This is a genomic window from Cryobacterium zhongshanensis (assembly GCF_022760445.1).
In the GTDB taxonomy this organism is placed as follows: Bacteria; Actinomycetota; Actinomycetes; order Actinomycetales; family Microbacteriaceae; genus Cryobacterium; species Cryobacterium algoricola.
In genome coordinates this window covers 1,744,837-1,768,662 of sequence record NZ_JALGAR010000001.1, presented here as the reverse complement: position 1 = coordinate 1,768,662, position 23,826 = coordinate 1,744,837, and the positions used below count along the sequence as shown (strand labels likewise).

General features: G+C 67.2%; 21 protein-coding genes. 11 read left to right on the top strand and 10 right to left on the bottom strand.

Going from position 1 to position 23,826, the window contains the following annotated elements; genetic code table 11:
* Window positions 1–1,263 (top strand): MurT ligase domain-containing protein, encoded by a 1,263-nt coding sequence (locus MQH31_RS08040; protein WP_243011554.1) that lies wholly within the window; start codon window positions 1–3, stop codon window positions 1,261–1,263.
* Between the two features lie 3 nt (window positions 1,264–1,266).
* The gene (locus MQH31_RS08035) at window positions 1,267–1,995 is read left to right on the top strand and encodes a type 1 glutamine amidotransferase (protein ID WP_243011553.1); all 729 of its coding nucleotides are present in this window, start codon (window positions 1,267–1,269) and stop codon (window positions 1,993–1,995) included.
* A 78-nt stretch (window positions 1,996–2,073) separates the two neighbouring features.
* Here MQH31_RS08035 and MQH31_RS08030 read toward each other — a convergent pair whose 3' ends face one another.
* Together MQH31_RS08030 and cls are read right to left on the bottom strand one after the other, a co-directional pair.
* Entirely contained in the window at window positions 2,074–2,307 is a 234-nt protein-coding gene (locus tag MQH31_RS08030; protein WP_134531803.1) for a DUF7455 domain-containing protein, read from the bottom strand.
* Window positions 2,308–2,427: 120 nt separating this feature from the next.
* Complete coding sequence (gene cls / locus MQH31_RS08025) at window positions 2,428–3,882, bottom strand: cardiolipin synthase (protein ID WP_243011552.1); 1,455 nt, start codon at window positions 3,880–3,882, stop codon at window positions 2,428–2,430.
* Window positions 3,883–3,975: 93 nt separating this feature from the next.
* Between cls and MQH31_RS08020 the strand changes: the two genes are divergently transcribed.
* Together MQH31_RS08020 and MQH31_RS08015 are read left to right on the top strand one after the other, a co-directional pair.
* Window positions 3,976–6,057 carry a DNA gyrase/topoisomerase IV subunit B gene (locus MQH31_RS08020; RefSeq protein ID WP_243011696.1) on the top strand — a complete coding sequence of 694 codons (2,082 nt, stop codon included), beginning with the start codon at window positions 3,976–3,978 and terminating at the stop codon, window positions 6,055–6,057.
* Between the two features lie 71 nt (window positions 6,058–6,128).
* Window positions 6,129–6,905 carry an SDR family NAD(P)-dependent oxidoreductase gene (locus tag MQH31_RS08015; protein WP_243011551.1) on the top strand — a complete coding sequence of 259 codons (777 nt, stop codon included), beginning with the start codon at window positions 6,129–6,131 and terminating at the stop codon, window positions 6,903–6,905.
* A gap of 20 nt (window positions 6,906–6,925) precedes the next feature.
* On the opposite strand, the gene MQH31_RS08010 is transcribed toward MQH31_RS08015, so the two are convergent.
* Both MQH31_RS08010 and MQH31_RS08005 read right to left on the bottom strand, forming a co-directional pair.
* Complete coding sequence (locus tag MQH31_RS08010) at window positions 6,926–7,630, bottom strand: SDR family NAD(P)-dependent oxidoreductase (protein ID WP_243011550.1); 705 nt, start codon at window positions 7,628–7,630, stop codon at window positions 6,926–6,928.
* A gap of 30 nt (window positions 7,631–7,660) precedes the next feature.
* Complete coding sequence (locus MQH31_RS08005; protein WP_243011549.1) at window positions 7,661–10,210, bottom strand: DNA gyrase/topoisomerase IV subunit A; 2,550 nt, start codon at window positions 10,208–10,210, stop codon at window positions 7,661–7,663.
* A gap of 107 nt (window positions 10,211–10,317) precedes the next feature.
* On the opposite strand from MQH31_RS08005, the gene MQH31_RS08000 reads away from it, so the two are divergent.
* Window positions 10,318–11,472 carry an alkaline phosphatase family protein gene (locus MQH31_RS08000; RefSeq protein WP_243011548.1) on the top strand — a complete coding sequence of 385 codons (1,155 nt, stop codon included), beginning with the start codon at window positions 10,318–10,320 and terminating at the stop codon, window positions 11,470–11,472.
* A gap of 75 nt (window positions 11,473–11,547) precedes the next feature.
* On the opposite strand, the gene MQH31_RS07995 is transcribed toward MQH31_RS08000, so the two are convergent.
* Window positions 11,548–12,156 (bottom strand): DUF3043 domain-containing protein, encoded by a 609-nt coding sequence (locus MQH31_RS07995; RefSeq protein WP_134531809.1) that lies wholly within the window; start codon window positions 12,154–12,156, stop codon window positions 11,548–11,550.
* A gap of 37 nt (window positions 12,157–12,193) precedes the next feature.
* On the opposite strand from MQH31_RS07995, the gene MQH31_RS07990 reads away from it, so the two are divergent.
* The 5 genes from MQH31_RS07990 to ctaF all read left to right on the top strand — a co-directional run bounded on the left by MQH31_RS07990 (window position 12,194) and on the right by ctaF (window position 17,328).
* Entirely contained in the window at window positions 12,194–13,630 is a 1,437-nt protein-coding gene (locus MQH31_RS07990; protein WP_134531810.1) for a dipeptidase, read from the top strand.
* A 121-nt stretch (window positions 13,631–13,751) separates the two neighbouring features.
* On the top strand, window positions 13,752–14,108 hold the full coding sequence (gene erpA / locus MQH31_RS07985) for an iron-sulfur cluster insertion protein ErpA (protein WP_134446531.1): 357 nt from the start codon (window positions 13,752–13,754) through the stop codon (window positions 14,106–14,108).
* A 163-nt stretch (window positions 14,109–14,271) separates the two neighbouring features.
* On the top strand, window positions 14,272–15,159 hold the full coding sequence (gene ctaC / locus MQH31_RS07980) for an aa3-type cytochrome oxidase subunit II (protein ID WP_166792508.1): 888 nt from the start codon (window positions 14,272–14,274) through the stop codon (window positions 15,157–15,159).
* Window positions 15,160–15,162: 3 nt separating this feature from the next.
* Window positions 15,163–16,905 carry an aa3-type cytochrome oxidase subunit I gene (ctaD, locus tag MQH31_RS07975; RefSeq protein WP_243011547.1) on the top strand — a complete coding sequence of 581 codons (1,743 nt, stop codon included), beginning with the start codon at window positions 15,163–15,165 and terminating at the stop codon, window positions 16,903–16,905.
* Window positions 16,906–17,328, top strand: a complete 423-nt coding sequence (ctaF, locus tag MQH31_RS07970) for an aa3-type cytochrome oxidase subunit IV (protein WP_134531813.1) — start codon at window positions 16,906–16,908, stop codon at window positions 17,326–17,328.
* A 72-nt stretch (window positions 17,329–17,400) separates the two neighbouring features.
* Here the strand turns inward: ctaF and MQH31_RS07965 are convergent, their stop codons facing one another.
* From MQH31_RS07965 to ctaE, 5 genes are all read right to left on the bottom strand, one after another.
* Window positions 17,401–18,309, bottom strand: a complete 909-nt coding sequence (locus MQH31_RS07965; protein WP_243011546.1) for a putative RNA methyltransferase — start codon at window positions 18,307–18,309, stop codon at window positions 17,401–17,403.
* 52 nt (window positions 18,310–18,361) lie between these two features.
* A complete protein-coding gene (qcrB, locus tag MQH31_RS07960; RefSeq protein WP_279238346.1) occupies window positions 18,362–19,984 on the bottom strand; it encodes a cytochrome bc1 complex cytochrome b subunit in 1,623 nt (540 codons plus the stop codon).
* The gene (qcrA, locus tag MQH31_RS07955; RefSeq protein WP_243011545.1) at window positions 19,981–21,051 is read right to left on the bottom strand and encodes a cytochrome bc1 complex Rieske iron-sulfur subunit; all 1,071 of its coding nucleotides are present in this window, start codon (window positions 21,049–21,051) and stop codon (window positions 19,981–19,983) included. Before qcrA ends, qcrB begins: the two co-directional genes overlap by 4 nt.
* A 93-nt stretch (window positions 21,052–21,144) precedes the next feature.
* The gene (gene qcrC, locus MQH31_RS07950; protein WP_243011544.1) at window positions 21,145–21,957 is read right to left on the bottom strand and encodes a cytochrome bc1 complex diheme cytochrome c subunit; all 813 of its coding nucleotides are present in this window, start codon (window positions 21,955–21,957) and stop codon (window positions 21,145–21,147) included.
* 23 nt (window positions 21,958–21,980) lie between these two features.
* Entirely contained in the window at window positions 21,981–22,670 is a 690-nt protein-coding gene (ctaE, locus tag MQH31_RS07945; protein ID WP_134532927.1) for an aa3-type cytochrome oxidase subunit III, read from the bottom strand.
* Window positions 22,671–22,755: 85 nt separating this feature from the next.
* Between ctaE and trpD the strand changes: the two genes are divergently transcribed.
* Window positions 22,756–23,808: an anthranilate phosphoribosyltransferase gene (gene trpD, locus MQH31_RS07940; RefSeq protein WP_134531817.1), complete on the top strand. Its 1,053-nt coding sequence runs from the start codon at window positions 22,756–22,758 to the stop codon at window positions 23,806–23,808.
* Window positions 23,809–23,826 lie beyond the last annotated feature (18 nt).

Sequence of the window (23,826 nt, the reverse complement as noted above, 5' to 3'; positions counted from 1 at the left end):
GTGCGCTATGCACCGGTGATCCTGGTCGGACGAATCGTGCGGGTCCTCGCGCGCTGGCGAAAGCCGGGCGGGGGATCCGCCGTTCCCGGGCTCGTCGTCAACAGGTTGGCCCCCGGGTTCCTGTCCAGCGTCCTGAACGGCTTTCCCGACGGACTCGTGATCGTGTCCGGGTCGAGCGGCAAGTCCACGACCACCAAGATGCTCGTCGCGGCGCTCCGCGCACACGGCGTCGCGGTGTTCACGAACCAGTCGACCGCGAACATCAGCCAGGGCCTGACCTCCGCCCTGCTCGAAGAGGTCAGCCTGTCCGGCAGGATCCGCGGCGACATGGCCGTTCTCGAGATGGATGAAGGCCACGGCGCCCTCATTTCGGCGACGCTGAATCCGCGCGTCGTCGCCCTGACGAACGTCATGGTCGACCAGATCGACCGTTTCCACGACTCGGACATGGTCGTGGCGATGCTGGCCAGGATCGCGAACCGAGCGAGCGGAACCGTCGTGATCAACGCGGACGACGCGTCTCTCACCGGGCTCGCCGACCACCTCGACGGCCCGGCCGCCGTCGCCCGTTACGGCGTGACCGCCGAGATTCTCGCGCAGAACCCGCGCGGCCTCGGCTACAGCGTGACGGCGTCCGAGCGGATGCCGCCGGCCGACGGCATCCTGCTCACGACCGTCTCCGGGCGCTCGGCCTCGGTGCTCATCGGCGGCGCGAGCTTCGACCTCGACCTGCCTGCGCGCGGCGTGCACTACGCCGTGGACGCCCTCACGGCCATCGCGGCGGCGCGTGCGGCCCTCGGCGACCGCTTCGACGCGGCGACGGCGTGCGCCGCGGTCTCCACGATTCCGCCCGTATTCGGCAGGGGGGAGATCGTCACCGTCCGCGGCCACCGCGTCGAGTTCGTGCTCGTGCAGAACCCGGCGAGCTTCCAGCTCAACGTCGACAGCCTCGAGCCCGGCCTCGACCAGGTCCTGGTCGCGATCGGGTCCGACGTCCGCGATCCCTCGTATTTCTGGCCGGTGGACACGTCCGGCCTAGGCCGGGTCCTCATCGCGTCCGGTTCGAAGGCCCACGACATCGCGTTGCAGCTCGCGTACGACGGGGTGGTGGTCGACCGGATCGAACCGGACCTCGGCCGCGCGCTCGAAGACTTCCTGGCGCTGCCCGATCCGGAGCACGGTATCAAGACAATCATCTTCTCGGCGGACTCGATGAGGCGTACCCGCGCTCACCTCGGCCTCGCCTCGAACCGGGAGGGTTGAGCCATGCGCGCACTCACGATCCTGTCCGTCCTTCCCGAACTCCTCGACACCAACGGGGACGCGGCCAACGCCCGCGTGCTCGCACAGCGCGCCCGCTGGGCCGGCTTCGAGGCGACCATCGTGCCGGTCAGCTCCCTCGACGATCTCCCGAGCCGGGTCGACGCGATCGTGATCGGTTCCGGAAACGACTCCGACCTCGTCGCCGCCCGTGATCTCCTCGCGCCTCTCGTCAATGCGTTGCGCGGCTGGACGACGGCCGGTGTCCCCGTGCTCGCGGTCGGAACCGGCTGGGAACTGCTGAGCTGGGGTGTCGAGCTCGCTGACGGCAGTGTCGTCGACGGTCTGGGCCTCGTCGCGGGTCGTGCCGTCCCGCTGGCCGAGCGCGCGACGGACGACCTCGTCGTCGAATCCGGGTTCGGCAGACTCGTGGGCTTCGAGAACCACGCCCGCGGCTACGTCGGCGCGGAGGCATCCACTCTCGGCCGGGTGCTCACCGGAGTGGGCAACGGGGCCAAGACGGAGGGACTCCGAATGGGGAGTTTCCTCGGCACGCACCTGCACGGTCCGGTCCTCGCCAGGAACCCCGGTCTTGCCGACCACATCCTGTCGGCGGCCGTCACGAGGGCGGGTGGCGTGTACGTGCGTTCGGAGCGCGCGGCAGCCGTCGACGCGATCGCGGACGCCGCGACCGCCGTCGTCGTCTCGTCCCTCAGCCTCGCCGCAGACGCCTGACCGGCGCGCGGACCAGAAAAACGGCGCCGCCGCGACCTCAGTCGCGTCGACGCCGTTTCCGGGTCGTACTTCTCCGTGCTACGAACGCTGGTCTTCGAGGAGCCGGCTGGACTCGTCGTGCCAGCTGTCCGCGATGGCGGAGAGCTTCTCCTGGTGCTTGCGACCGTGGTGGGCGCAGAACATCAGTTCGCTGTTGTTGACGCTGACGCGGATGTACGCCTGCGCGCCACACGCGTCACACCTGTCGGCGGCCGTGAGCTGGTGAGTGGCGCTCTGGTTGTCGATGGCACCATGTGCTGCGATCTGGGACATTATTTTCCTCCTCCAGACTGATACCAAGCGATACCAATTGAACTTGGTCCTATACAAACACGGCCGACGCCCGATAAGGAGTCGATTCGGTTACATTTCGCTTACCGCGTAGCGGATTGTTCACTGCAGGGACGAGGTGAGCCTCGCCAGGCTGTCCCCGATTTTCTGAATGACCGGCCGGGCGAGCCAGTCGGCCAGGTCGAGCCTGACGCTGTTCGCCCGGTAGTCGTCCTCGACGAGCCGCATCCGGTCGGTGAAGTCCCGTCCGTGGACGAGCACGGAAATCTCCATGTTGAGGGAGAACGAGCGGATGTCCATGTTGCTCGACCCGATCACGGCGATGTCATCGTCGATCGTGAAGTGCTTGGCGTGCAGCACCGTCGGTGCGCGGTACAGGTAGATGGCGACGCCGGCCCGCAGCAGTGCCTCGTAGTACGACCGCTGGGCGTGGTAGACGAGGGCCTGGTCTCCGATGGCCGAGACGAACAGTTCGACGTCGACGCCGCGGGACGCCGCGGTCAGGATCGCGAGGAGTGTGGACTCCTCCGGCACGAAGTACGGGCTCGTGATGCTCACCCGGCTTTCGGCCTTGTGGATCAGCAGGGCATACAGCTTGAGGTTGTTGTCGTTCTCGAAGCTCGGCCCGCTCGGAACGACCTGCGCGTCCACGTTCTCCACCCGGGAGTCAACGACGACCGGCGTCGTGTCGAGCGGAAGCAGGGCATCCGTCTCGCTGTACCAGTCGGTGACGAACACCGCGTCGAGCTCGCGCACGACCGGCCCGTCGAGTCGCACCATCAGCTCGTGCCAGCGCAGGCCTCGTGCGAGGTTCTTCTTCTTCAGGTAGGTCGGGTCGATCAGGTTCTGCGAACCGGTGAACCCGATCCGGCCGTCGACGACGACGAGCTTGCGGTGGTTGCGCAGGTCGGGACGCTGCCACTGCCCGCGCAACGGCCGGAGCGGGAGCATTGCGTGCCATTCTGCGCCCATCTCCGTCAGGGCGGCGAGCGTCTCCGCCCGCCGCGGCAGGAGGAACCCCGACAGATGGTCGGAGAGCACCCGGACGGCGACCCCGCGGGCGATGGCGCGGCGCAGCGCGTCGAAGAACGGCTCCGTGACACTGTCGAGCACGAGGATGTAGAACTGGACGTGCACGTACTCCGTCGCGGTGTCGACGGCCGCCGTCATGGCCGCAAGGGATCCGTCGTAGTCCGGCAGCAGTTCGGCCCGGTTGCCGCCGACCATGGGGAGCGCACCCAGGTTGAGGTTCAGCCGCACCGCGGACGGCAGCCACGGCGGCCACTGGTCGCGGTGGCTGACCTGGTGGAAGCCCTCCGTTCGGGACAGGATCAGCTCGTTGACCGCGCGTTGTTTCTCCCTCCTGCGCGCGGGGAGCCGCCCGAATCCCACGAGCAGGAAGGCAATCGCTCCGAGGTACGGGATGAAGACGATCGTGAGCACCCAGGCGATCGCGCTCGACGGGGACCGGTTCGCCGACACCAGCACGGTCGCCGTGAAGCCGACGACGACGTGCACCGCGATCAGGACCAGCGTGACGGTTTCGATATCCTGCACCGGTGGGCCTCAGCGGGTGTTCGGGGACGACGCGATGACCGTGTTCATGCACATGAGCGTAGTCCCCGGTCCGGGCCCAGTATTCTTGGGATGGTGAGTTCTTCTGACTATTCCGCCCGCCACCTCTCGGTCCTCGAAGGCCTCGAGGCCGTGCGCAAGCGCCCTGGCATGTACATCGGCTCGACAGACTCCCGGGGGTTGATGCACTGCCTCTGGGAGATCATCGACAACTCCGTCGACGAGGCGCTCGGCGGATTCGGTGCCGGGATCGACATCGTGCTGCACCCGGACGCGAGCGTCGAGGTGAGCGACACCGCCCGCGGCATCCCCGTCGACATCGAACCGAAAACGGGGCTGACCGGCGTCGAGGTCGTCTTCACCAAGCTGCACGCCGGCGGCAAGTTCGGCGGCGGTTCATACGCGGCGTCCGGCGGACTGCACGGAGTCGGCGCATCCGTCGTCAACGCACTGTCCGAGCGCCTCGACGTCGAGGTCGACAGGGACGGCAAGACCTGGGCGATGTCGTTCCACCGCGGTGAACCCGGGATGTTCGCCGACACGGGGGAGAAGAGCCCCGACGCCCCCTTCACGCCCTTCGAGCACCAGAGCGAACTCCGTGTGGTCGGCAAGGTCCGTCGCGGTGTCACGGGAACCCGCATCCGCTATTGGGCCGACCGTCAGATCTTCACCAAGGGCGCGACCTTCCAGACCGAGGAACTGCTCGAGCGGGCCAGGCAGACGGCGTTCCTCGTGCCGGGGCTCGCCCTGTCGATCGACGACCGCCGTGGCGATGAGCCCGTTGTCGAGGTGTTCCGGTTCGAGGGCGGCATCTCCGAGTTCGTCGAGCACCTCTCCACGGATGCCGCCATCACGGACACCTGGCGCCTCACCGGCCAGGGTACTTTCACCGAGACCGTTCCGGTGCTGATGCCCACGGGCGCCATGGTTCCTACCGAGCTGGTCAGGGACTGCGCCGTCGATATCGCTCTCCGCTGGGGGACCGGCTACGACACGATCGTGCGCAGCTTCGTCAACATCATCGCGACGCCCAAGGGCGGCACCCACCAGGCCGGATTCGACGCCGGCCTGATCAAGTTCCTCAGGGCCCAGGTCGAGCTCAACGCACGCAGGCTCAAGATGGGCTCGGACAAGCTCGAGAAGGACGACGTGATGGCGGGGCTCACCGCCGTCCTCACCGTGCGCCTGCCCGAGCCGCAGTTCGAAGGACAGACCAAGGAAGTTCTCGGGACCCCCGCCGTACGCGCGATCGTCGCGAACGTCGTCGCCCAGGCGATGAACGAACGCTTCGTGTCCACCCGGCGCGACGACAAGGCCCAGGCGGCCGTACTGCTCGACAAGATCGTCGCCGAGATGAAGTCGCGCATTTCCGCGCGCGCCCACAAGGAGACGCAACGGCGGAAGAACGCCCTGGAAAGCTCCTCGCTGCCCGCCAAGCTCGTCGACTGCCGCAGCAACGACGTGCTCAACAGCGAGCTGTTCATCGTCGAGGGCGATTCGGCGCTCGGCACCGCCAAGCTCGCGCGGGACAGCGAGCACCAGGCCCTTCTGCCCATCCGGGGCAAGATCCTGAACGTGCAGAAGGCATCCGTCGCCGACATGCTCTCCAACCTCGAGTGCGCCTCGATCATCCAGGTGATCGGCGCCGGCTCCGGCCGGAGCTTCGATCTCTCCGCGGCACGCTACGGCAAGGTCATCATCATGAGCGATGCCGACGTCGACGGCGCGCACATCCGCACCCTGCTGCTGACGCTGTTCTTCCGGTACATGCGCCCGATGATCACCGAGGGGCGGGTGTTCGCCGCCGTGCCACCGCTGCACAGAGTGGTCGTGATGAATCCGGGGTCGAAGCCCAACGAGACCATCTACACCTACTCGGAGCCCGAGCTGCACAGCGTGCTCGCGGGCCTGAAGAAGAGCGGCAAGCGTTACCAGGATCCGATCCAGCGGTACAAGGGGCTCGGCGAGATGGACGCGGACCAGCTGGCGACGACGACGATGGAGCGATCGCACCGGATGTTGCGCCGGGTGCGGGTCGCCGACGCCGAGCAGGCCGGGAAGGTCTTCGAACTCCTGATGGGCAACGATGTCGCCCCGCGCAAGGAATTCATCATCGACAGCTCCGACAAGCTCAGCAGGGACCGCATCGACGTGTAGAGCCTGTTCACGGTGATATGGTCACCGCACACTGCCGGCACTGGCGCCGGCACAGGCGGAGGGCAGTCGAGATGAGCACTCAGGCGGAACAGGCACCGTTCCAGCAGGCACGATTCACCGGCCGGACCATCATCGTGACCGGGGCGGGCAGCGGCATCGGGAAGGCGACGGCGCTCCGGCTCCTCGGCGAGGGGGCCCGCGTCATCGCCGCGGACATCTCCGCCGAGCGGCTCGCGGCGATGCAGCTCGAGAACGGCAGCGAGCGGCTCGTCGGGGTTGCCGGCGACGTGAGCCTGCAGGCCGATGTCGACGCACTCGTCCTCGCCGCTGGGCCGACTGTCGACGGGCTGGTCAACAATGCCGGGATCATGGATGCGTTCCTGCCGACCGCGGAGATCACGGACGAGGTCTGGGAACGGGTCTTCCGGGTCAACGTGACCTCGCAGATGCGGCTGATGCGCGCCGTGCTGCCCGGCATGGTCTCGGCCGGTTTCGGCCGGATCGTGAACATCGCGAGCGAGGCGGGGATCCGAGCCGGGGCGTCCGGCACGACGTACAGCGCGTCCAAGCATGCCGTGATCGGGCTGACCAAGAGCACCGCCCTGTTCTACGGGCCGAAGGGAGTGCGCTGCAACGCGGTCGCCCCCGGCGCGGTCAAGACCAACATCGAGGCTCCGTTCCTCTCGGCGTGGGCGGCGGAACGCCTGGGACCCATCATGCAGACGACCATTCCGGCGCCCGCGGAGCCGGAGGATCTCGCCGCCTCGATTTGCTGGCTGCTGAGCGAGGACTCGCCCAACGTCAACGGCGCCGTCCTGATGTCCGACGGCGGCTGGTCGACGATCTAGAGAGCTCCGCGCTGTCGGGATCAGACCGGTGGGGCGAAGGCGGAACTGGGCAGGTCGCGCTCCCCGGCGGCGAGGGCGGCGACGATCCGCGCGGCGACGTCCCCTGGCTGCAGACCGGCAGGGAAGCTCGGCGCGACGCCGGAGATCGGACGGTCGGCGAGGCCCGTTTCGGTATGCCCGGGGCGGGCGTCGATCAGGCGGATGCCGCTGCGCCGGAGTTCGCGCCCCGCGGCCTGGCCGAATGCGGCGAGGGCGGCCTTGGACGCCGAGTACGCCGCGAGGCCTGCGGTCGGGCTCTCGCTCACGACGCCGCTGATCGTCAGGAAGAACGGCTCCCGGCCTGCAGCGGCGGATGCCGTGAGGCTGTCCGTCGCGGCGCGGAGCAGCCGGATCGGCGCGAGGGCGTTCACGGCGAAGAGCTTCTCGAGGGCGTCGTCCGGGAGCGTACGAGCCGGTCCGAAGGCGACGACACCGGCCGCGTTGACGACCCCGTCGAGTCCTCCGGAGGACTGGACCGCGCGCGCGACCAGCGCGTCGACCGCCGCGGCGTCGGTGAGGTCGCCCGTGACGATGCTGCCAGGGATCCCGAGGGCTTCGAGCCTGGCCGCGTCACGTCCGGCCAGGACGAGTGTCGCGCCGGCCGCGGAGAGCTGCCGAGCGATTTCGCGACCGATGCCGCCGGTTGCGCCGACGACCAGAATGACCGAGCCGGGAAGTGTAGTCATTCCGACACTGTAGCGGGGTGTGCGGGCCGTTCAGGCGATCCGGGAGCCGATCGTGCCGACCAGGGCCTCGAGCATCGTGCCTGAGGCGTCACGTCTGGCCCCGGTCTCCGGGAGGGTGCGCGGGGCTCCGTCCGGACCGACCGCGCGGGCGGGCGTTGGACCCACCCAGGCGACGGCGATGGCGTCTTCCCCCTTGAGGAACCGATGGGCGCGCACCCCGGACGTCGCCCGGCCCTTGGCGGGGAATTCGGTGAAGTCGGAGACCTTGGCACTGCCGGGGTCCGTTCCGGCGAGGGTGTGGCTGGATGCCGCGACGGTGACGACGACGGCGGCCTCCGCTTCAACGGGCGCGAGGCTCGTGAAGAACAGGGCCCGGGCATCCGCTGCGAGCTTGATGCCGGCCATGCCGCCGGCCAGCCGGCCCTGCGGCCGCACCGACGATGCCGGGAAGCGCAGGAGCTGGGCGTCGGACGTGACGAAGATGAGTTCGTCGTCTTCCGCACCCTGCACGGCACCGACGACGGCGTCCTTCGGCTTGAGCTGGATGATCTCGAAGTCCGGCCGGTTGGCCCAGTCGCCCGGGACGACGCGCTTGACCGTGCCGAACTTCGTTCCGAGCGCGATGGAGCGGTCCGACTCGAGGGACACGAGTGCGAGCACGGTTTCGGACCTGTCGGTCAGGCCGAGGTAGTCGGCCACACGCACGCCGGCCCCGAGTTGGATCGACGTGGGAGGCATCACGGGCAGGTCGACCGGCGTGAACCGGATCAGCCTGCCGTGGCTCGTGACGGCGCCGACCTCGGCACGGCTCGTCGTGTCCAGGGTGGAGAGCACGGCGTCGTGCTTGCTGCGGCGCTGGGCGGGCACGGTCCTGGTCCGGGGCGCGGATGCCGCATCCCCGGTCTCGGTCACGGCGTCGTCCGCCGGGAGGGGATCGAGATCGAAGGGGATGTCACCGGCGGGCTCGATGGCCGCGAGGTCGACCCTGGCGATGCGGCCGGTCGCACTCAGGTAGACCCGGGTGGGTGTGTCGGTGAGTTCGAGCGCCGGGGCGTTGCGCTTGGCGACGGCGCCGGCGATGCTCGGCTTGGCCTCGGTGAGGAGGGTGCGGCGCGGGGTGCCGAACTTCTCCGCGACGGCGGCGAGCTCGTCGGAGACGAGGGTGCGGATAGCCTGCTTGCTCCCGAGGAGTTTTTCGAGGGCGGCGATCTCGGCGAGGAGCTGGTCGCGCTCTGCCTCGAGTTCGATCTGGGAGAAGCGGGTGAGGCGGCGCAGCCGGAGTTCGAGGATGTACTCGGCCTGGATCTGGCTCAGCTCGAAGACGTCGATCAGGCGGGTGCGGGCCTGCTCGGTGTCGTCGCTCGTGCGGATCACCTGGATGACTTCGTCGATGTCGACGATGGCGACGAGGAGGCCCTCCACGAGGTGCAGGCGCTCCGTGCGCCTGGCCAGACGGTAGGCGCTGCGCCGGGTGACGACCTCGATCCGGTGGCCGACATAGACCGACAGGAGTTCGCGCAGGCCCAGGGTCTGCGGTCCGCCGTCGACGAGGGCGACCGCGTTGATGTTGAAGGAATCCTCGAGGGGGGTGTACCGGTAGAGCTGCTCGAGGACTGCGAGGGGACTGAAGCCGGTCTTGATGCCGATCACGAGCCGCAGGCCGTGGGTGCGGTCCGTGAGGTCCGTGACGTCGGAGATGCCGCTGAGCTTCTTGGAGGTGACGCCGTCCTTGATCTTTTCGATGACCCGCTCCGGGCCGACGAGATACGGAAGCTCGGTGACGACGAGGCCCGATTTCCGGGCCGTGATGGCCTCGACGCTGACCTTGGCGCGGGTCTTGAAACTGCCACGGCCGGTGAGGTAGGCGTCCTTGATCCCGGCGAGGCCGACGATCGTGCCGCCGGTCGGCAGGTCGGGACCCGGCACGTACTCCATCAGCTCGTCGAGCGTCGCGTCGGGGTGGGCGAGCAGATGCCTGGCCGCGCCCACGACCTCGATGAGGTTGTGCGGCGCCATGTTCGTCGCCATGCCGACGGCGATGCCCGCCGCCCCGTTGACGAGCAGGTTCGGGTACGCGGCGGGGAGCACGTCCGGCTGGGTCAGCTGGTTGTCGTAGTTCGGGACGAAGTCGACGACGTCCTCGTCGAGGTTCTCCGTCATCGCGAGCGCGGGGGCGGCGAGGCGTGCCTCGGTGTACCGCGGTGCGGCGGGGCCGTCGTCGAGCGACCCGAAGTTGCCGTGGCCGTCGATGAGGGGCACCCTGAGGGTGAAGGCTTGGGCCATCCGCACGAGCGCGTCGTAGATGGCGGTGTCGCCGTGCGGGTGCAGCTTCCCCATCACCTCGCCGACGACGCGTGCGGACTTCACGTGGCCCTTGTCCGGCCGCAGGCCCATCTCGGCCATCTGGTACAGAATCCGCCGCTGCACGGGCTTGAGACCGTCCCTCGCATCGGGGAGGGCGCGGGAATAGATCACCGAGTACGCGTACTCCAGGAACGATCCCTGCATCTCCGTGGAGACATCGACGTCCTCGATGCGTTCGGTGAAGGCTGCGGGCGGGGTAACGGGTGTGCGGCTCATTCGTGAATTCTGCTCGGGGTGCTCCGGTGGCAGGACCAGCGGCACGTTCGGGTGGGCACGCAGGCTGCGCGCCAGTGCAGGGCCCGGTCCGTGACAGACTTGACCCAATGCCCCCCATGCTACCGGCCCGCCAATTCAGTGCGCTGCGCCTTGCCGACGTCCTGTCAAGTTGCCACGCTGCGGTCCTCGGCCGGGAGAATGCGCTCGCCCTCGCGGTCGTCGCCAAGGCCGTCGTCGTGCTCGTCGACGGCCTCGGCGTCAGCTCACTGCGGGCACGGGCCGGCCATGCCCGCTACCTCACGTCGAAACTGACGAGGGCCGGCGTCGTCGACACCGTCTTCCCTGCGACGACCGCTGCCGCGATCACGACCCTGACCACCGGGGTCGAACCGGGTCGGCACGGGCTCGTCGGCTACCGGGCGCTCGACACCGCCAACGACAGGGTCGTCAACCAGCTGAGCGGCTGGGACGACGGGATGCCGCCGGAGACCTGGCAGAGGTCGCGTACCGTCTTCGAGCGCGCCGCCGCCGACGGTGTGCCGAGTTTCACCATCGGCCCCAAGCGCTACGCCCACTCCGGATTCACCCTCGCGTCCCTCCGCGGTGCGCTCTACGTGCCGGCGGAGAGCATCTCCGATCGGTTCGCGGCGGCCCGCGCCCTGCTCGACACCGAGCCGCGCGCCCTCGTCTACCTGTACGTGCCGGAACTCGACGTCGCCGCACACGCGCACGGCTGGGAATCCGCGAAGTGGCTCGCAGCCCTCGAGGCCCTCGACTCCGCCGCCGGGCGCTTCGCTTCCGGGTTGCGCCGGGACGAGGGGCTCATCGTCACCGCAGACCACGGCGTCCTCGACGTGCCCGCCACGAAACACGTGCTCTTCGACAGTGTTCCGGAACTCGTCGCGCCGGTGCGGCACATCGGGGGAGACCCGCGCTGCGTCTACCTGTACCTCGACGAGACCCCCGGGGACTCCGAGGCAGAGGCCGCGACCGCGCTGGCCGAGACCTGGCGCGAGGTCGAGGGCGACCGCGCCTGGATCTTCACGCGGGCGGAGGCCGTCACGGCCGGACTGTTCGGGACCGTCGACGACGAGGTGCTGCCCAGGATCGGTGACGTGATCGTCGCCGCACGAAAGGCCGTCGCCTACTACGACTCCCGCGAGCCGAACCAGTCTGCCCGGTCGATGATCGGCCAGCACGGTTCGCTCACGGACGAGGAACTGCGCGTCCCCGTGATCCGCGACGGCGCCTTCGGCGCCTGACCGCGGCATCCGCGGGGAAAAGACTTCAGGCCCGCACCCCAGAGGGGAACGGGCCTGAGACCAGCCGATCGAGGCTCAGGCGGGGTACTGCCCGCGCTTGACCTGAGGCTTCGGAAGGCGCATCGCCCGCAGCTGGAGGGCGCGCATGGCCGCGTACCAGCGCACGCGCTCCGCCTTGGCATCGCCGAACTTCGCCTTCACCTTACGGGTGAGGGTGAAACCGAGAATCGTGCAGTCCACGACGGCGATCAGGAAGAAGGCCCAGAGAGCGAGGATCCCGTAGGTCTGCACATTCCGGTCGGGGAAGAAGGTGAGCAGGATGACGAGGAACATCACCGGGATCATGAACTCGCCGATGTTGACGCGGGCGTCCACGTAGTCGCGCACGTAGCGCTTCTGCGGACCGCGTTCGCGAACGGGGAGGAACTTGTCCTCACCGGCGGCCATTCCGATCCTGGCCCTGTCGCGGGTCTCCGCGGACTTCGCACGCGCCTGACGCGCGGCGAGCTTGCGGTCGTCCGGCACGAGGGGGCGCCGGTTGGCGGCCTCCTGCTCCTTACGACTCGGCGTCGGCTGGCCCTTCCCTTCCGGGTGGCCGGCGGGGTGGGCGGCGGCGAGGCGCGCCCTCGTCTCGTCGATCGATTCAATCGGCGGTTGTGCGTCTGGGTTCACTGGCTTGGCCACATCAGTTCCTTGCAATTAGTTGGCTTAAGATTACCTGATGACCGTTACTCGAGATACTGCACCCGAAGCCGCGAACGCGGACGCCCCTGTGCGCGCCGCAGTCGAGGCCGCCCTCCCCGCGACCATCGCAGACCTGTGCGCCCTCGTGCGCATCCCGTCCGTGTCCTGGGACGCGTTCGATCCGGCCAGGGTGGCGGAAAGCGCTGAGGCCGTCGCCGCCCTCGTGCGTGGACTCGACGTCTTCGACGAGGTCGTCGTGACCCGCTCGGGAATCCCCGGCACCGCGGAACTGGGCCAGCCTGCCGTCCTCGCGCACCGGCCGGCCCGCAACGGCCGCCCGACCGTGCTGCTGTATGCGCACCACGACGTGCAGCCCCCCGGCCAGGACATCGACTGGGAATCCACCCCGTTCGAGCCGACCGTTCGCGGAGACCGCCTCTACGGCAGAGGCGCGGCGGACGACAAAGCCGGCGTGATGGCACACGTCGCATCGATCCGGGCACTGGCCGAGACGGCCGGCCCCGACTTCGACCTCGGAATCGCCGTGTTCATCGAGGGTGAAGAGGAATTCGGCAGTCGTTCGTTCGCAGCCTTCCTCGAAGACAACCGCGAGTCGCTCCGTGCCGACGTCATCGTCGTCGCCGACTCGAACAACTGGGATGTGGACACCCCCGCCCTCACGGTCGCCCTGCGCGGCAACGTGACGTTCCGCCTGACCGTGCGCACCCTCGACCACGCGTCCCACTCCGGCATGTACGGGGGAGCGGTGCCGGACGCCATGATGGCGACCGTGCGCCTCCTCGCGAGCCTCTACGCCGAAGACGGCTCCGTTGCCGTCGACGGTCTCACGAGCAGGGACGTCCCTGCTCCCGAATACACCGAGGAACAGCTGCGCCTGGAGACCGGTCTCCTCGACGGTGCGACGCCCATCGGCCACGGTCCGCTGCTCAGCCGGCTCTGGTCCCAGCCCGCCATCACCATCACGGGCATCGACGCCCCGAGCGTTGCGAACGCCTCGAACACGCTGTCGCCGGTCGTGAGCGTGCGGTTGAGTACCCGGATCGCTCCCGGCCAGCCCGCCGCGGAGGCGTTCCAGGCCCTCGAGGCGCACCTGCGCGCCCACGTCCCCTACGGGGCGAGCATCGAGATCGACGACGTCGACACCGGAGAGGCGTTCCTCGTCGACGACAGCGGCTGGGCGGTACCGCTCGCGCTCGGGGCGATGACGGATGCCTGGGGCAAGCCCCCGGTCAACGTCGGCATCGGCGGCTCCATCCCGTTCATCTCGGATCTCGTCCGGGTGTTCCCGGAGGCCCAGATCCTCGTCACCGGGGTCGAAGACCCGGACTCCCGCGCGCACAGCCCCAACGAGTCCCTGCACCTGGGCGTGTTCAAACGGGCGGTCCTCGCCGAGGCCTTCCTGCTCGACCGGCTCAACCGCCGCACCGGCACTCCGGCCGCTCCCGCGCGGTGAGAGCATCCGCCTGGGTCAGCACCCGCCTGGGTCAGCATCCGCGAGGCGGGAATTACTGCGGCGGACTCACCGTTGCTGCAGGTAGAATCTGTCAGAATTCGAGCACAGCGCAAGGAGCGTCATGACCGACACCATCACAACCAGCACCGCCGCCCACGGAGTGGGCCTGAGCGAGGCCGCAGCACTGAAGGTACGAAGCCTGCTCGCCCAGGAAGGCCGCGAGGACCTGCGCCTCCGCGTCGCCGTCCAGCCCGGCGGCTGCTCCGGCCTCATCTACCAGCTCTACTTCGACGAGCGCGTGCTCGACGGTGACGCTCTCGTCGATTTCGACGGGGTCGAGGTCGTCGTCGACAAGATGAGCGTTCCGTACCTGGACGGGGCATCCATCGACTTCGAGGACACCATCCAGAAGCAGGGCTTCACCATCGACAACCCCAATGCCGGCGGCAGTTGCGCCTGCGGGGATTCGTTCAGCTAGGGAATCACGGACGGTGCCGGGCGAGCCGCCTGGCACCTCGGGGTGTATTCGTTACCGGATCAGCGCCTGCGCTGCACCCCGGAGCCCATCCCGAGCAGTAGGCTGTCATTCACACAGAGGCACTTCCGATGAAGTGATGTCGAGACTCCCCGAAAGGTTACTGGTGCGCAAAAACCACCGTCTCCGATGGGCTGCAATTCCGATCGCAGCGTCGTTGGTCATTGTTCTAGCGGGGTGCACCCAAGCCCAGCTCCACGGCTTCCTGCCCGGCTTCGTCGAGGGCGAACCGGCGGTGACGAACCAGACCGACCGTGTCGCCGGACTCTGGACGACATCCTGGATCGTGCTCCTGATCGTCGGGCTGATCACCTGGGGCCTCACGATCTGGGCCGTGGTCGTCTACCGGCGCCGCAAGGGCCAGACCGGACTCCCGGTCCAGCTGCGGTACAACATGCCGATCGAGATCTTCTACACGATCGTTCCGCTCATCCTCGTCATCGGCTTCTTCGCGTTCACCGCGCGGGACCAGGCGGCCATCGAGGCTCGCTTCGACTCGCCGGACGTCAAGATCGAGGTCATCGGCAAGCAGTGGGCCTGGGACTTCAACTACGTCAACGAAGACGTCTACTCCGCCGGGATCCAGGGCCAGCCGAACCTCGACGGCCCCAAGGGCTCCCTCGTCGAATCCGAGCTGCCCACCCTCGTCCTCCCCGTCGGCAAGAAGGTCGAACTCGCGCTCGAGTCCCGCGACGTCATCCACTCCTTCTGGGTCATCGACTTCCTCTACAAGAAGGACATGATCCCGGGCAAGACCAACTACATGTCGGTCATCCCCGAGCGGATCGGCACGTATTCCGGCAAGTGCGCCGAGCTGTGCGGTGAATACCACTCGCTCATGCTCTTCAACGTCAAGGTCGTGTCCGAGGCCGACTACGAGGCGTACACGGCCTCGCTCAAGGCGGCCGGGAACACGGGCCAGCTCGACAACGGGTACAACCGCAACCAGAATCTTCCGGGCACATCCGCCCCGGCGGTAGAGGAAGGCAAGTAGGCCATGACCACAACCGCACCCGCAGCAGCTGCGACGCCGGCCGCCCCGACCGCTGACCGTCGTCCCACGGGCGTCGAGCGCAAGGGCAACGTCCTCGTTCGCTGGATCACCTCCACCGACCACAAGGTGATCGGGTACATGTACCTCATCACGTCGTTCGTCTACTTCTGCCTCGCCGGCGTGATGGCGCTCGTCATCCGCGCACAGCTCTTCGAGCCCGGACTCGAAGTCGTGCAGACGAAGGAGCAGTACAACCAGCTCTTCACGATGCACGGCACGATCATGCTGCTGATGTTCGCGACGCCGCTGTTCTTCGGCTTCGCGAACTCGCTGATGCCGCTTCAGATCGGTGCCCCCGACGTTGCCTTCCCCCGCCTCAACGCCTTCTCGTTCTGGGCCTTCTTCTTCGGCAGCCTCATCGCCGTCGGCGGGTTCCTGACCCCGCAGGGAGCAGCATCCTTCGGCTGGTTCGCCTACCAACCGCTCGCGAGCACGACGTTCTCGCCCGGCGTCGGCGGAAACCTGTGGATGGTCGGCCTGGGACTGTCCGGGTTCGGCACCATCCTCGGCGCGGTCAACTTCATCACGACGATCATCACCATGCGCGCCCCGGGCATGACCATGTTCCGGATGCCGATCTTCACCTGGAACACGCTCGTCACGTCGCTGCTGGTCCTGATGGCGTTCCCCGTGCTCGCCGCAGCACTGCTCGCAGCGGCCTCCGACCGCATCTTCCTCTCGCATATCTACGACCCGGCCAACGGCGGTGCCATCCTCTGGCAGCACCTGTTCTGGTTCTTCGGCCACCCCGAGGTGTACATCATCGCGCTGCCGTTCTTCGGCATCGTCTCCGAGGTGTTCCCGGTCTTCAGTCGTAAGCCGATCTTCGGCTACAAGACGCTCATCTACGCGACCATCTCGATCGCCGCCCTGTCGGTCGCGGTCTGGGCACACCACATGTATGTGACCGGTTCGGTGCTGCTGCCGTTCTTCTCGCTCATGACGATGCTCATCGCCGTTCCGACGGGTGTGAAGATCTTCAACTGGATCGGCACGATGTGGCGAGGGTCGCTGACCTTCGAAACACCGATGCTGTGGGCGCTCGGCTTCCTCGTGACGTTCACCTTCGGCGGGCTCACCGGAGTCATCCTGGCCTCGCCGCCGCTCGACTTCCACGTCTCGGACACCTACTTCGTCGTGGCGCACTTCCACTACGTCATCTTCGGCACCGTCGTGTTCGCCATGTTCAGCGGCTTCTACTTCTGGTGGCCGAAGTGGACGGGCAAGATGCTCAACGAGAGCCTCGGCAAGTGGCACTTCTGGATCCTGTTCATCGGTTTCCACACGACCTTCCTCGTGCAGCACTGGCTCGGTGTCGTCGGTATGCCGCGCCGCTACGCCTCGTACTCTCCGGAGGACGGCTTCACCTGGATGAACCAGCTGTCGACGATCGGCTCGATGATCCTCGCCGTCTCGATGATCCCGTTCTTCCTGAACGTCTACATCACGGCCCGCAAGGCGCCGAGGGTGACCGTCAACGACCCGTGGGGCTTCGGCGCATCGCTCGAGTGGGCCACGTCGTGCCCGCCGCCCAGGCACAACTTCACGTCGATTCCGCGCATCCGCTCGGAGCGCCCTGCATTCGACCTCAACCACCCCGAGGTCGCGATGCCGGTCGGAATCGGACCGGGCAAGGATGCGCCCGATGCACCCGTCTACGACGCCGGAACGAACGAGGTCAAATAAATGAGGGCAAACACCAACCTGCTCTGGCTGCTCGCGGGCTTCTTCGCCCTTGTGACGGTCGCGTACATCATCTGGGGCCTCGTCGACCCGCACCAGCACAGCATCGAATGGGCGGGCACCTTCGCCCTGGCGCTGAGCTCGGTGTTCGTGAGCTTCGTCGCGTTCTACCTCTCCCGGGTGCACGGCGCCCAGGGCGGGGAGCTGCCGGAAGACCGCCTCGACGCCAACGTCGACGACGGCGACCCGGAGGTCGGCTTCTTCAGCCCGTGGAGCTGGTGGCCCATCCTCCTCGCTGCGAGTGCGGCGTTGCTGTTCCTCGGCCTCGCGGTCGGGTTCTGGATCTCGATCATCGCTGTCGGTGTCGGTGTGATCTGCCTCATCGGCTGGGTATACGAGTACTACCGCGGTAACTTCGCGCGCTAAGCATCCTGGTTCGCGAAAGCGGGTGAATCGTCGGTCTCAGTTCCTGAGAACGACGATTCACCCGCTTTCGCGTTAACGGGGGAGAAGGGGGACAGCGCGGCGGCGGAAGCCGAGGACGTCGAAGGAGAAGGTGACGGGACGGGTCTCCGGCCAGCGGTCCGCGATCGTCTCCGTGCCCGTGTGGTGTGCCGACGGGCCCATGCCGATCACAGCGGCCACGTCGCCCGCTCCGAGCCGGTGACGGCCGGAGACCCCGATCAGGGTCTCGAGGGCGAACCAGGGCTCCAGGGCCACGCGCAGGTCTTCGGCCTTGTTCGGTGGGATGTCGAGGGCCAGGCCCGCATCCCGCAGCTCACGCAGATGGTCGTCGTGGGGCACGACGACCGCGAGGAGACCGTCGTCGCGGAGCACGCGATGGAACTCCGCGGGATTTCGGGGAGCGAAGACGTTCAGGAGAACATCGGCGACGCCGGTCCGGACCGGAAGGTCGGCCCAGACGTCGGCGACGAGCCCGTCCACCTGCGCGACGTGCACAGCCTGTGCCGGCTCGGGGAGGCTGACGTCTGCGACGGCAGCGTGTCCCTGTCGCGAGCCGGCCACGGTGCGGGCGACGGCGACGGGGGAGAGATCCATGCCCAGAGCCGCGGCCTCGGGGCACGCGTCGGTCACGCCGCGGAGGTAGAAGCCCGTGCCGCAACCGATATCGAGGACTCGGGTCGGGTCCTCCGCCGCGACGAGGGTGGTGAGGGCCGTGCGGAGGTCGTCGTACCAGCCTGCTTCGAGGAAGGCCGTGCGCGCGTCGAGCATCGCGGCGTTGTCACCGACCACATGGCTGCGCCCGCCCAGGAGCGACACGTAGCCGCGCCGGTTGGCATCGAACGAGTGCCCCGCAGTGCAGCGCAGCACGAGGCCGCCTGCCGGCGTGAGCGGCGACAAACAGTTCGGGCACCGAAGCCACTCCGACAGGGTCTGGAGGGACATCGATGCCCGATCTGTTCATGTTGTGTTGTGGTGGGGGTGGAACGACCGCTGGTTAGTGGTGGTCTCCGTGGCTCTGCTCGAGCTCCGTCGTCGTGACCGGTACGATCCGGTCCTCGAAGAACCAGCGGGAGAGTCCGCCACGCAGGCGCTGTCCCGTCGTGATCTTGCCCTGGTCGTTCGGGCGGATCATCAGCGGCTTGTAGTCCGAGTAGCTCACGAGCTTCCAGCGCTCGTACTCGTCGACGGGCTGGTGCACCTCGATGTACTCACCACCGGGCAGACGCACGATCCGGCCGGATTCGTAGCCGTGCAGGACGATCTCGCGATCCTTCTTCTGGAGCGCAAGGCAGACCCGCTTGGCGACGAAGAACGCGATGAACGGTCCGACGATCGTGGCGAACTGGCAGGCGTGGATGACACCCTCCATCGTCACGTGGAAGTGCGTGGCGATGATGTCCGAGGAAGCGGTCGACCACAGGGCGGCGTAGAACGTCACGCCGGCGGCGCCGATTGCCGTGCGCGTCGGGGCGTTGCGCGGGCGGTCGAGGATGTGGTGCTCGCGCTTATCGCCGGTCACCCAGGCCTCGATGAAGGGATAGATCAGCACGACGAGGATGAAGAGTCCGAGGCTGACCAGAGGAATCAGGATGTTGAACGACCAGGTGCGGTCGAGCCAGACGAACTCGAGCCCCGGCGGAATCAGGCGCAGCGCCCCGTCGGCAAAACCGATGTACCAGTCCGGCTGGGTACCGGCGGACACCGGAGAAGGATCGTACGGGCCGTAGTTCCAGATCGGGTTGATCGTGAACAACGACGCCATCAGCATCACGACACCGAAGACGATGAAGAAGAATCCGCCGGCCTTGGCGGCGTACACCGGGAGGACCGGGTAGCCGACGACGTTCTTGTTCGTGCGCCCGGCGCCGGGGTACTGGGTGTGCTTGTGCACGACGACGAAGAGCAGGTGCATCGCGATCAGGGCGATGATGATCGCGGGCAGCAACAGGATGTGGAGCGAGTACAGCCGCCCCACGATCGCCTCGCCGGGGAACTCGCCACCGAAGAGCAGGAACGAGATCCAGGTGCCGATCAGCGGGATGCCCTTGACCATTCCATCGATGATGCGCAGGCCGTTGCCGGACAGCAGGTCATCGGGGAGCGAGTAGCCGGTGAAGCCCTCGGCCATCGCGAGGATGAAGAGGATGAAGCCGATGACCCAGTTCAGTTCGCGGGGCTTGCGGAATGCACCCGTGAAGTAGATCCGCAGCATGTGCAGGCCGATGGACGCCACGAACAGCAGGGCCGCCCAGTGGTGTACCTGGCGCATCAGGAGTCCGCCGCGGATGTCAAAGGAGATGTTGAGCGACGAGGACATCGCCGCCGACATCTCGACGCCCTTGAGCGGCACGTAGGAGCCCTCATAGTGGACGGGTGCCATCGAGGCGCTGAAGAAGAACGTCAGGAACGTTCCGGACAGCAGGATGATGACAAAGCTGTACAGGGCAACCTCACCGAGGAGGAAGGACCAGTGATCGGGGAAGATCTTCCGGCCGAGTTCCTTCACCGCGGTGGAGATGCTCGTGCGCTCGTCGATATAGTTCGCCGCCGCGCCCGTGAAGCCGCCGCTGGTCTTCGTCGTTTCGACCACGCCTGTGGTCGTTTTCGTGATACTCAATGCCGCTCCCAGAAACTCGGTCCGACGGGTTCAGTGAAATCGCTCTGCGCAATGAGGTAGCCCTCGGAGTCTACGGCGATGGGCAGCTGGGGGAGCGGCCGCTTGGCCGGCCCGAAGATGACCTCGCAGTGGTTCGACACGTCGAACTGTGACTGGTGGCACGGGCAGAGCAGATGGTGGGTCTGCTGTTCGTAGAGGGCGACAGGGCAGCCGACATGGGTGCAGATCTTGGAATATGCGACGATGCCGTCGTACGACCAGCCTGCACGCTCGGGGAGTTCGTTGAGGTCCTCGGGCTTGAGGCGCATCAGCAGCACGGCCGCCTTGGCCTTTTCTTCCAGACGACCGCTCGGGAGGTCCTGGAGACCCTCCGGGATGACGTGGAACGCGGAGCCGAGGGTGACGTCGGATGCCTTGATCGGGGTGCCGGTCGGGTCGATCGCCAGCCGGGTCCCCTTCGTCCACATCGTGTGCTCGAGCAGCGCTGACGGGTTCTCGTTCATCGGACCCAGGCCGCGGAAGAGAACGACCGCGGGAAGGGGGAAGGCGATGAGCGCGCCGATGAGGCTGTTGCGGATGAGGCTGCGGCGTCCGATCCCGGACTCCTCGTTGGCTTCGGCGAAGATCTCGACGGCCCTGGCCCTGGTCTCATCCGACCCGCGAACGGGGTGGCGGATGTCGATGCCTTCGTGGTCGCTCATCAGTGCCTTGCCCCAGTGCACGGCGCCGATGCCGATCGCCAGGAGCGCGAGTGCCAGGCCGAGGCCGATGAAGAGGTTGTTCAGCCGGACGGAACCCGGGTCGGTCTCCACGATCGGGAACGCCATGTACGCGGCGATCGCGAAGACGCTGCCGACGATCGACAGGTAGAAGAGCGTGTAGACCGTGCGCTCGGCACGACGTTCGGCGCTCGGGTTCAGGTCGGTGACGCGGGGGCGGTGCGGCGGGAATCCGGGGTTGTCAACTGCGTCCCGCACGACGACGGCTGTGCCGGCCTTCGCGGGGTCGTGCCCGGTGCCGGAGTCAGCAGCGGTGAGGTCCTTCCCGCTGTTATCGTCCGTGGCCATTGTGCTCCTTCGTCTGCTGTGTGTCGTGCAGTTGTGTCATATGCAGTTGTGTCTGCTGCATTCTTCTGATTCCGCGCCCTCTTCGGATGCGGGTCAGTTCGATTTTGCGGTGATCCACACCGTGAGACCGACGATCGCGCCGAGGCCGAAGATCCAGAGGAAGAGGCCCTCGGAAACCGGTCCGAGTGAGCCGAGTGCGTAGCCGCCAGGGGAGGGGTTGTTCTCCAGGTACTTGAGGTACGTGATGATGTCGCGCTTGCTCTCCGGCGAGATGTTCATGTCGTTGAAGACCGGCATGCTCTGCGGTCCCGTGATCATGGCCTCGTAGATGTGCTGTGCCGAGACACCGTCGAGAGCGGGTGCGAACTTACCCTGGGTGAGGGCTCCGCCGGCGCCGGCGACGTTGTGGCACATCGCGCAGTTGATGCGGAACAGCTCGGCGCCGTTTGCCGAGTCGCCCTGCGCGTCGAGGTACCGGGCGTCGGGGACGGCGGGACCGGGGGCGAGGGAGGCGACGTAGGCGGCGAGGGAGGCAATCTGTTCCTCGGTGAACACGACGGCCTTCTTCTCGGCCTGCGGACCATCCATCTGCATGGGCATCCGGCCGGTGCCGACCTGGAAGTCCACGGATGCCGCGCCGACGCCGATGAGGCTGGGTCCGGATCCGGTGCCGGCGGCGGAGAGTCCGTGGCAGGTTGCGCAGTTGCTGGCGAAGAGCTTCTTGCCTTCTCCGATGGTCTGCTGAGACGATGCATCCGTCTGGGCACTCGCGGTGCTCGTACTGAACAGCGCATACGCACCGCCGGTGAAGAGCAGTCCGATGGCGATCAGCGCGACACTGGCAAGTGGGCTGCGGCGGCCGGATTTGCGCGCGCGGGCCGGCTTGGGGGTGTTGGTCTTGGTCATTCTGAGGTGTCCGCTCCGGATCTCTATTTGAGGACGTAAATGACGAGGAAGAGGCCGATCCAGACGACATCGACGAAGTGCCAGTAGTACGAGACGACGATGGCGCTCGTCGCCTCCTTGTGACCGAAGTTCTTGACCGCGAATCCGCGGCCGATGACCAGAAGGAAGGCGATCAGTCCGGCCGTGACGTGAATGCCGTGGAAGCCGGTGGTGAGGTAGAACGCCGAACCGTATGCGTTGCTCTGGAGCGAAACGCCCTCGGAGACCAGGGTGGCGTACTCCCAGATCTGCCCGGACACGAAGACGGCGCCGAGGGCATACGTGAGGAAGAACCACTCGACCATGCCCCACTGGCTGGGTTTCCAGCCCGTTGAGCGGGCCTGGAGACGCTCCGCGGCGAACACGCCGAACTGGCACGTGATCGACGAAGACACGAGGATCAGGGTGTTCACGAGCGCGTAGGGGAAATTGTGCTTCTCAGCTTCGAACTGCCAGAGTTCCGGCGACGTCGAACGCAGCGTGAAATAGATGGCGAACAGGCCTGCGAAGAACATGACTTCGCTGCCCAGCCACACAATGGTGCCGACAGCAACGCTGTTGGGCCGATTTACCACGGGCGCTGTGGCTGAATAAGTTATCGAAGGGCTCGTCACTCGTCCATTATGGCCGATTTCATCGCGGGGGTGCGCACCATGCTGATCCGGGTCCCGCATTTGTCCAAAAGGTGACCAGATTGGAACGAAAGCGCCGTTGGGCCAGATTCGGAACGCGGGAGCCGATGCGCTTAAGATCGGTTCCATGCTCGAAATCCAGTCCTGGCCCAATGTCCTCAGTGCCCTGCTCAATGGGGAGGACCTGAGCGTGTCCGACGCTGCGTGGAGCATGGAGCAGGTGATGCAGGGTCACGCGACACCGGCCCAGATCGCCGGATTCGTCGTTGCGCTGCGCGCAAAGGGCGAGACGGTCGACGAAATCGTCGGTTTCCGCGACGCCATCCTCGAACATGCCGTGCACCTCCCGGTCGACCCGATGGCGCTCGATATCGTCGGCACGGGTGGCGACCGCTTCGGCACCGTCAACATCTCGACAATGGCTTCGATCGTCTGTGCCGGCGCGGGCGTTCCGGTGATCAAGCACGGGAACCGGGCAGCGAGCTCGGCATCGGGGGCCTCCGACGTGCTGTCCGCCCTCGGCATCGACCTGACTCTCTCCGCGGAGAAGGTCGCGGCGATCCTCGAGGCGACAGGAATCACCTTCGCATACGCCGCCGCCTTCCACCCCGGCTTCCGGCACGCCGGAGCGGTCAGGGCCGAACTGGGAATCCCGACCGTCTTCAACTACCTCGGGCCGCTCTGCAACCCCGCACGTCCGGAGGCATCCGCCGTGGGCGTGGCGAGCCTCGACCGCGTTCCCCTCATCGTCGGGGTCTTCCAGACCCGGGGAGCGGCAGCCCTGGTCTTCCGCGGGGACGACGGACTCGACGAACTCACGACGACGGGCCACAGTCACGTCTGGGAGGTGTCCCGGGGGCTCGTGACCGAGCACGACATCGACCCACGCGATCTCGGCATCCGCCGCGCCACGATGGGCGAACTCCTCGGCGGCGACCCGGCGCACAACGCCGCGGTCGTGCATCAGACGCTCGCCGGAGAGACGGGCGCCGTGCGGGACATCGTGCTCCTCAACGCAGCGGCCGGTCTGGTCGCCTTCGATCTCGCGAAGAATCCGGCGTCAGCACAGTCGAGCATCCTCGACCGATTCCGCGACAAGCTCACCGTGGCAGCGGAGTCCATCGACTCCGGCGCCGCCGCGGCCAAACTCGCAGAGTGGGTCGCGGCCAGCCGCGCCTAGTCACCAGGCCGGAGCAGC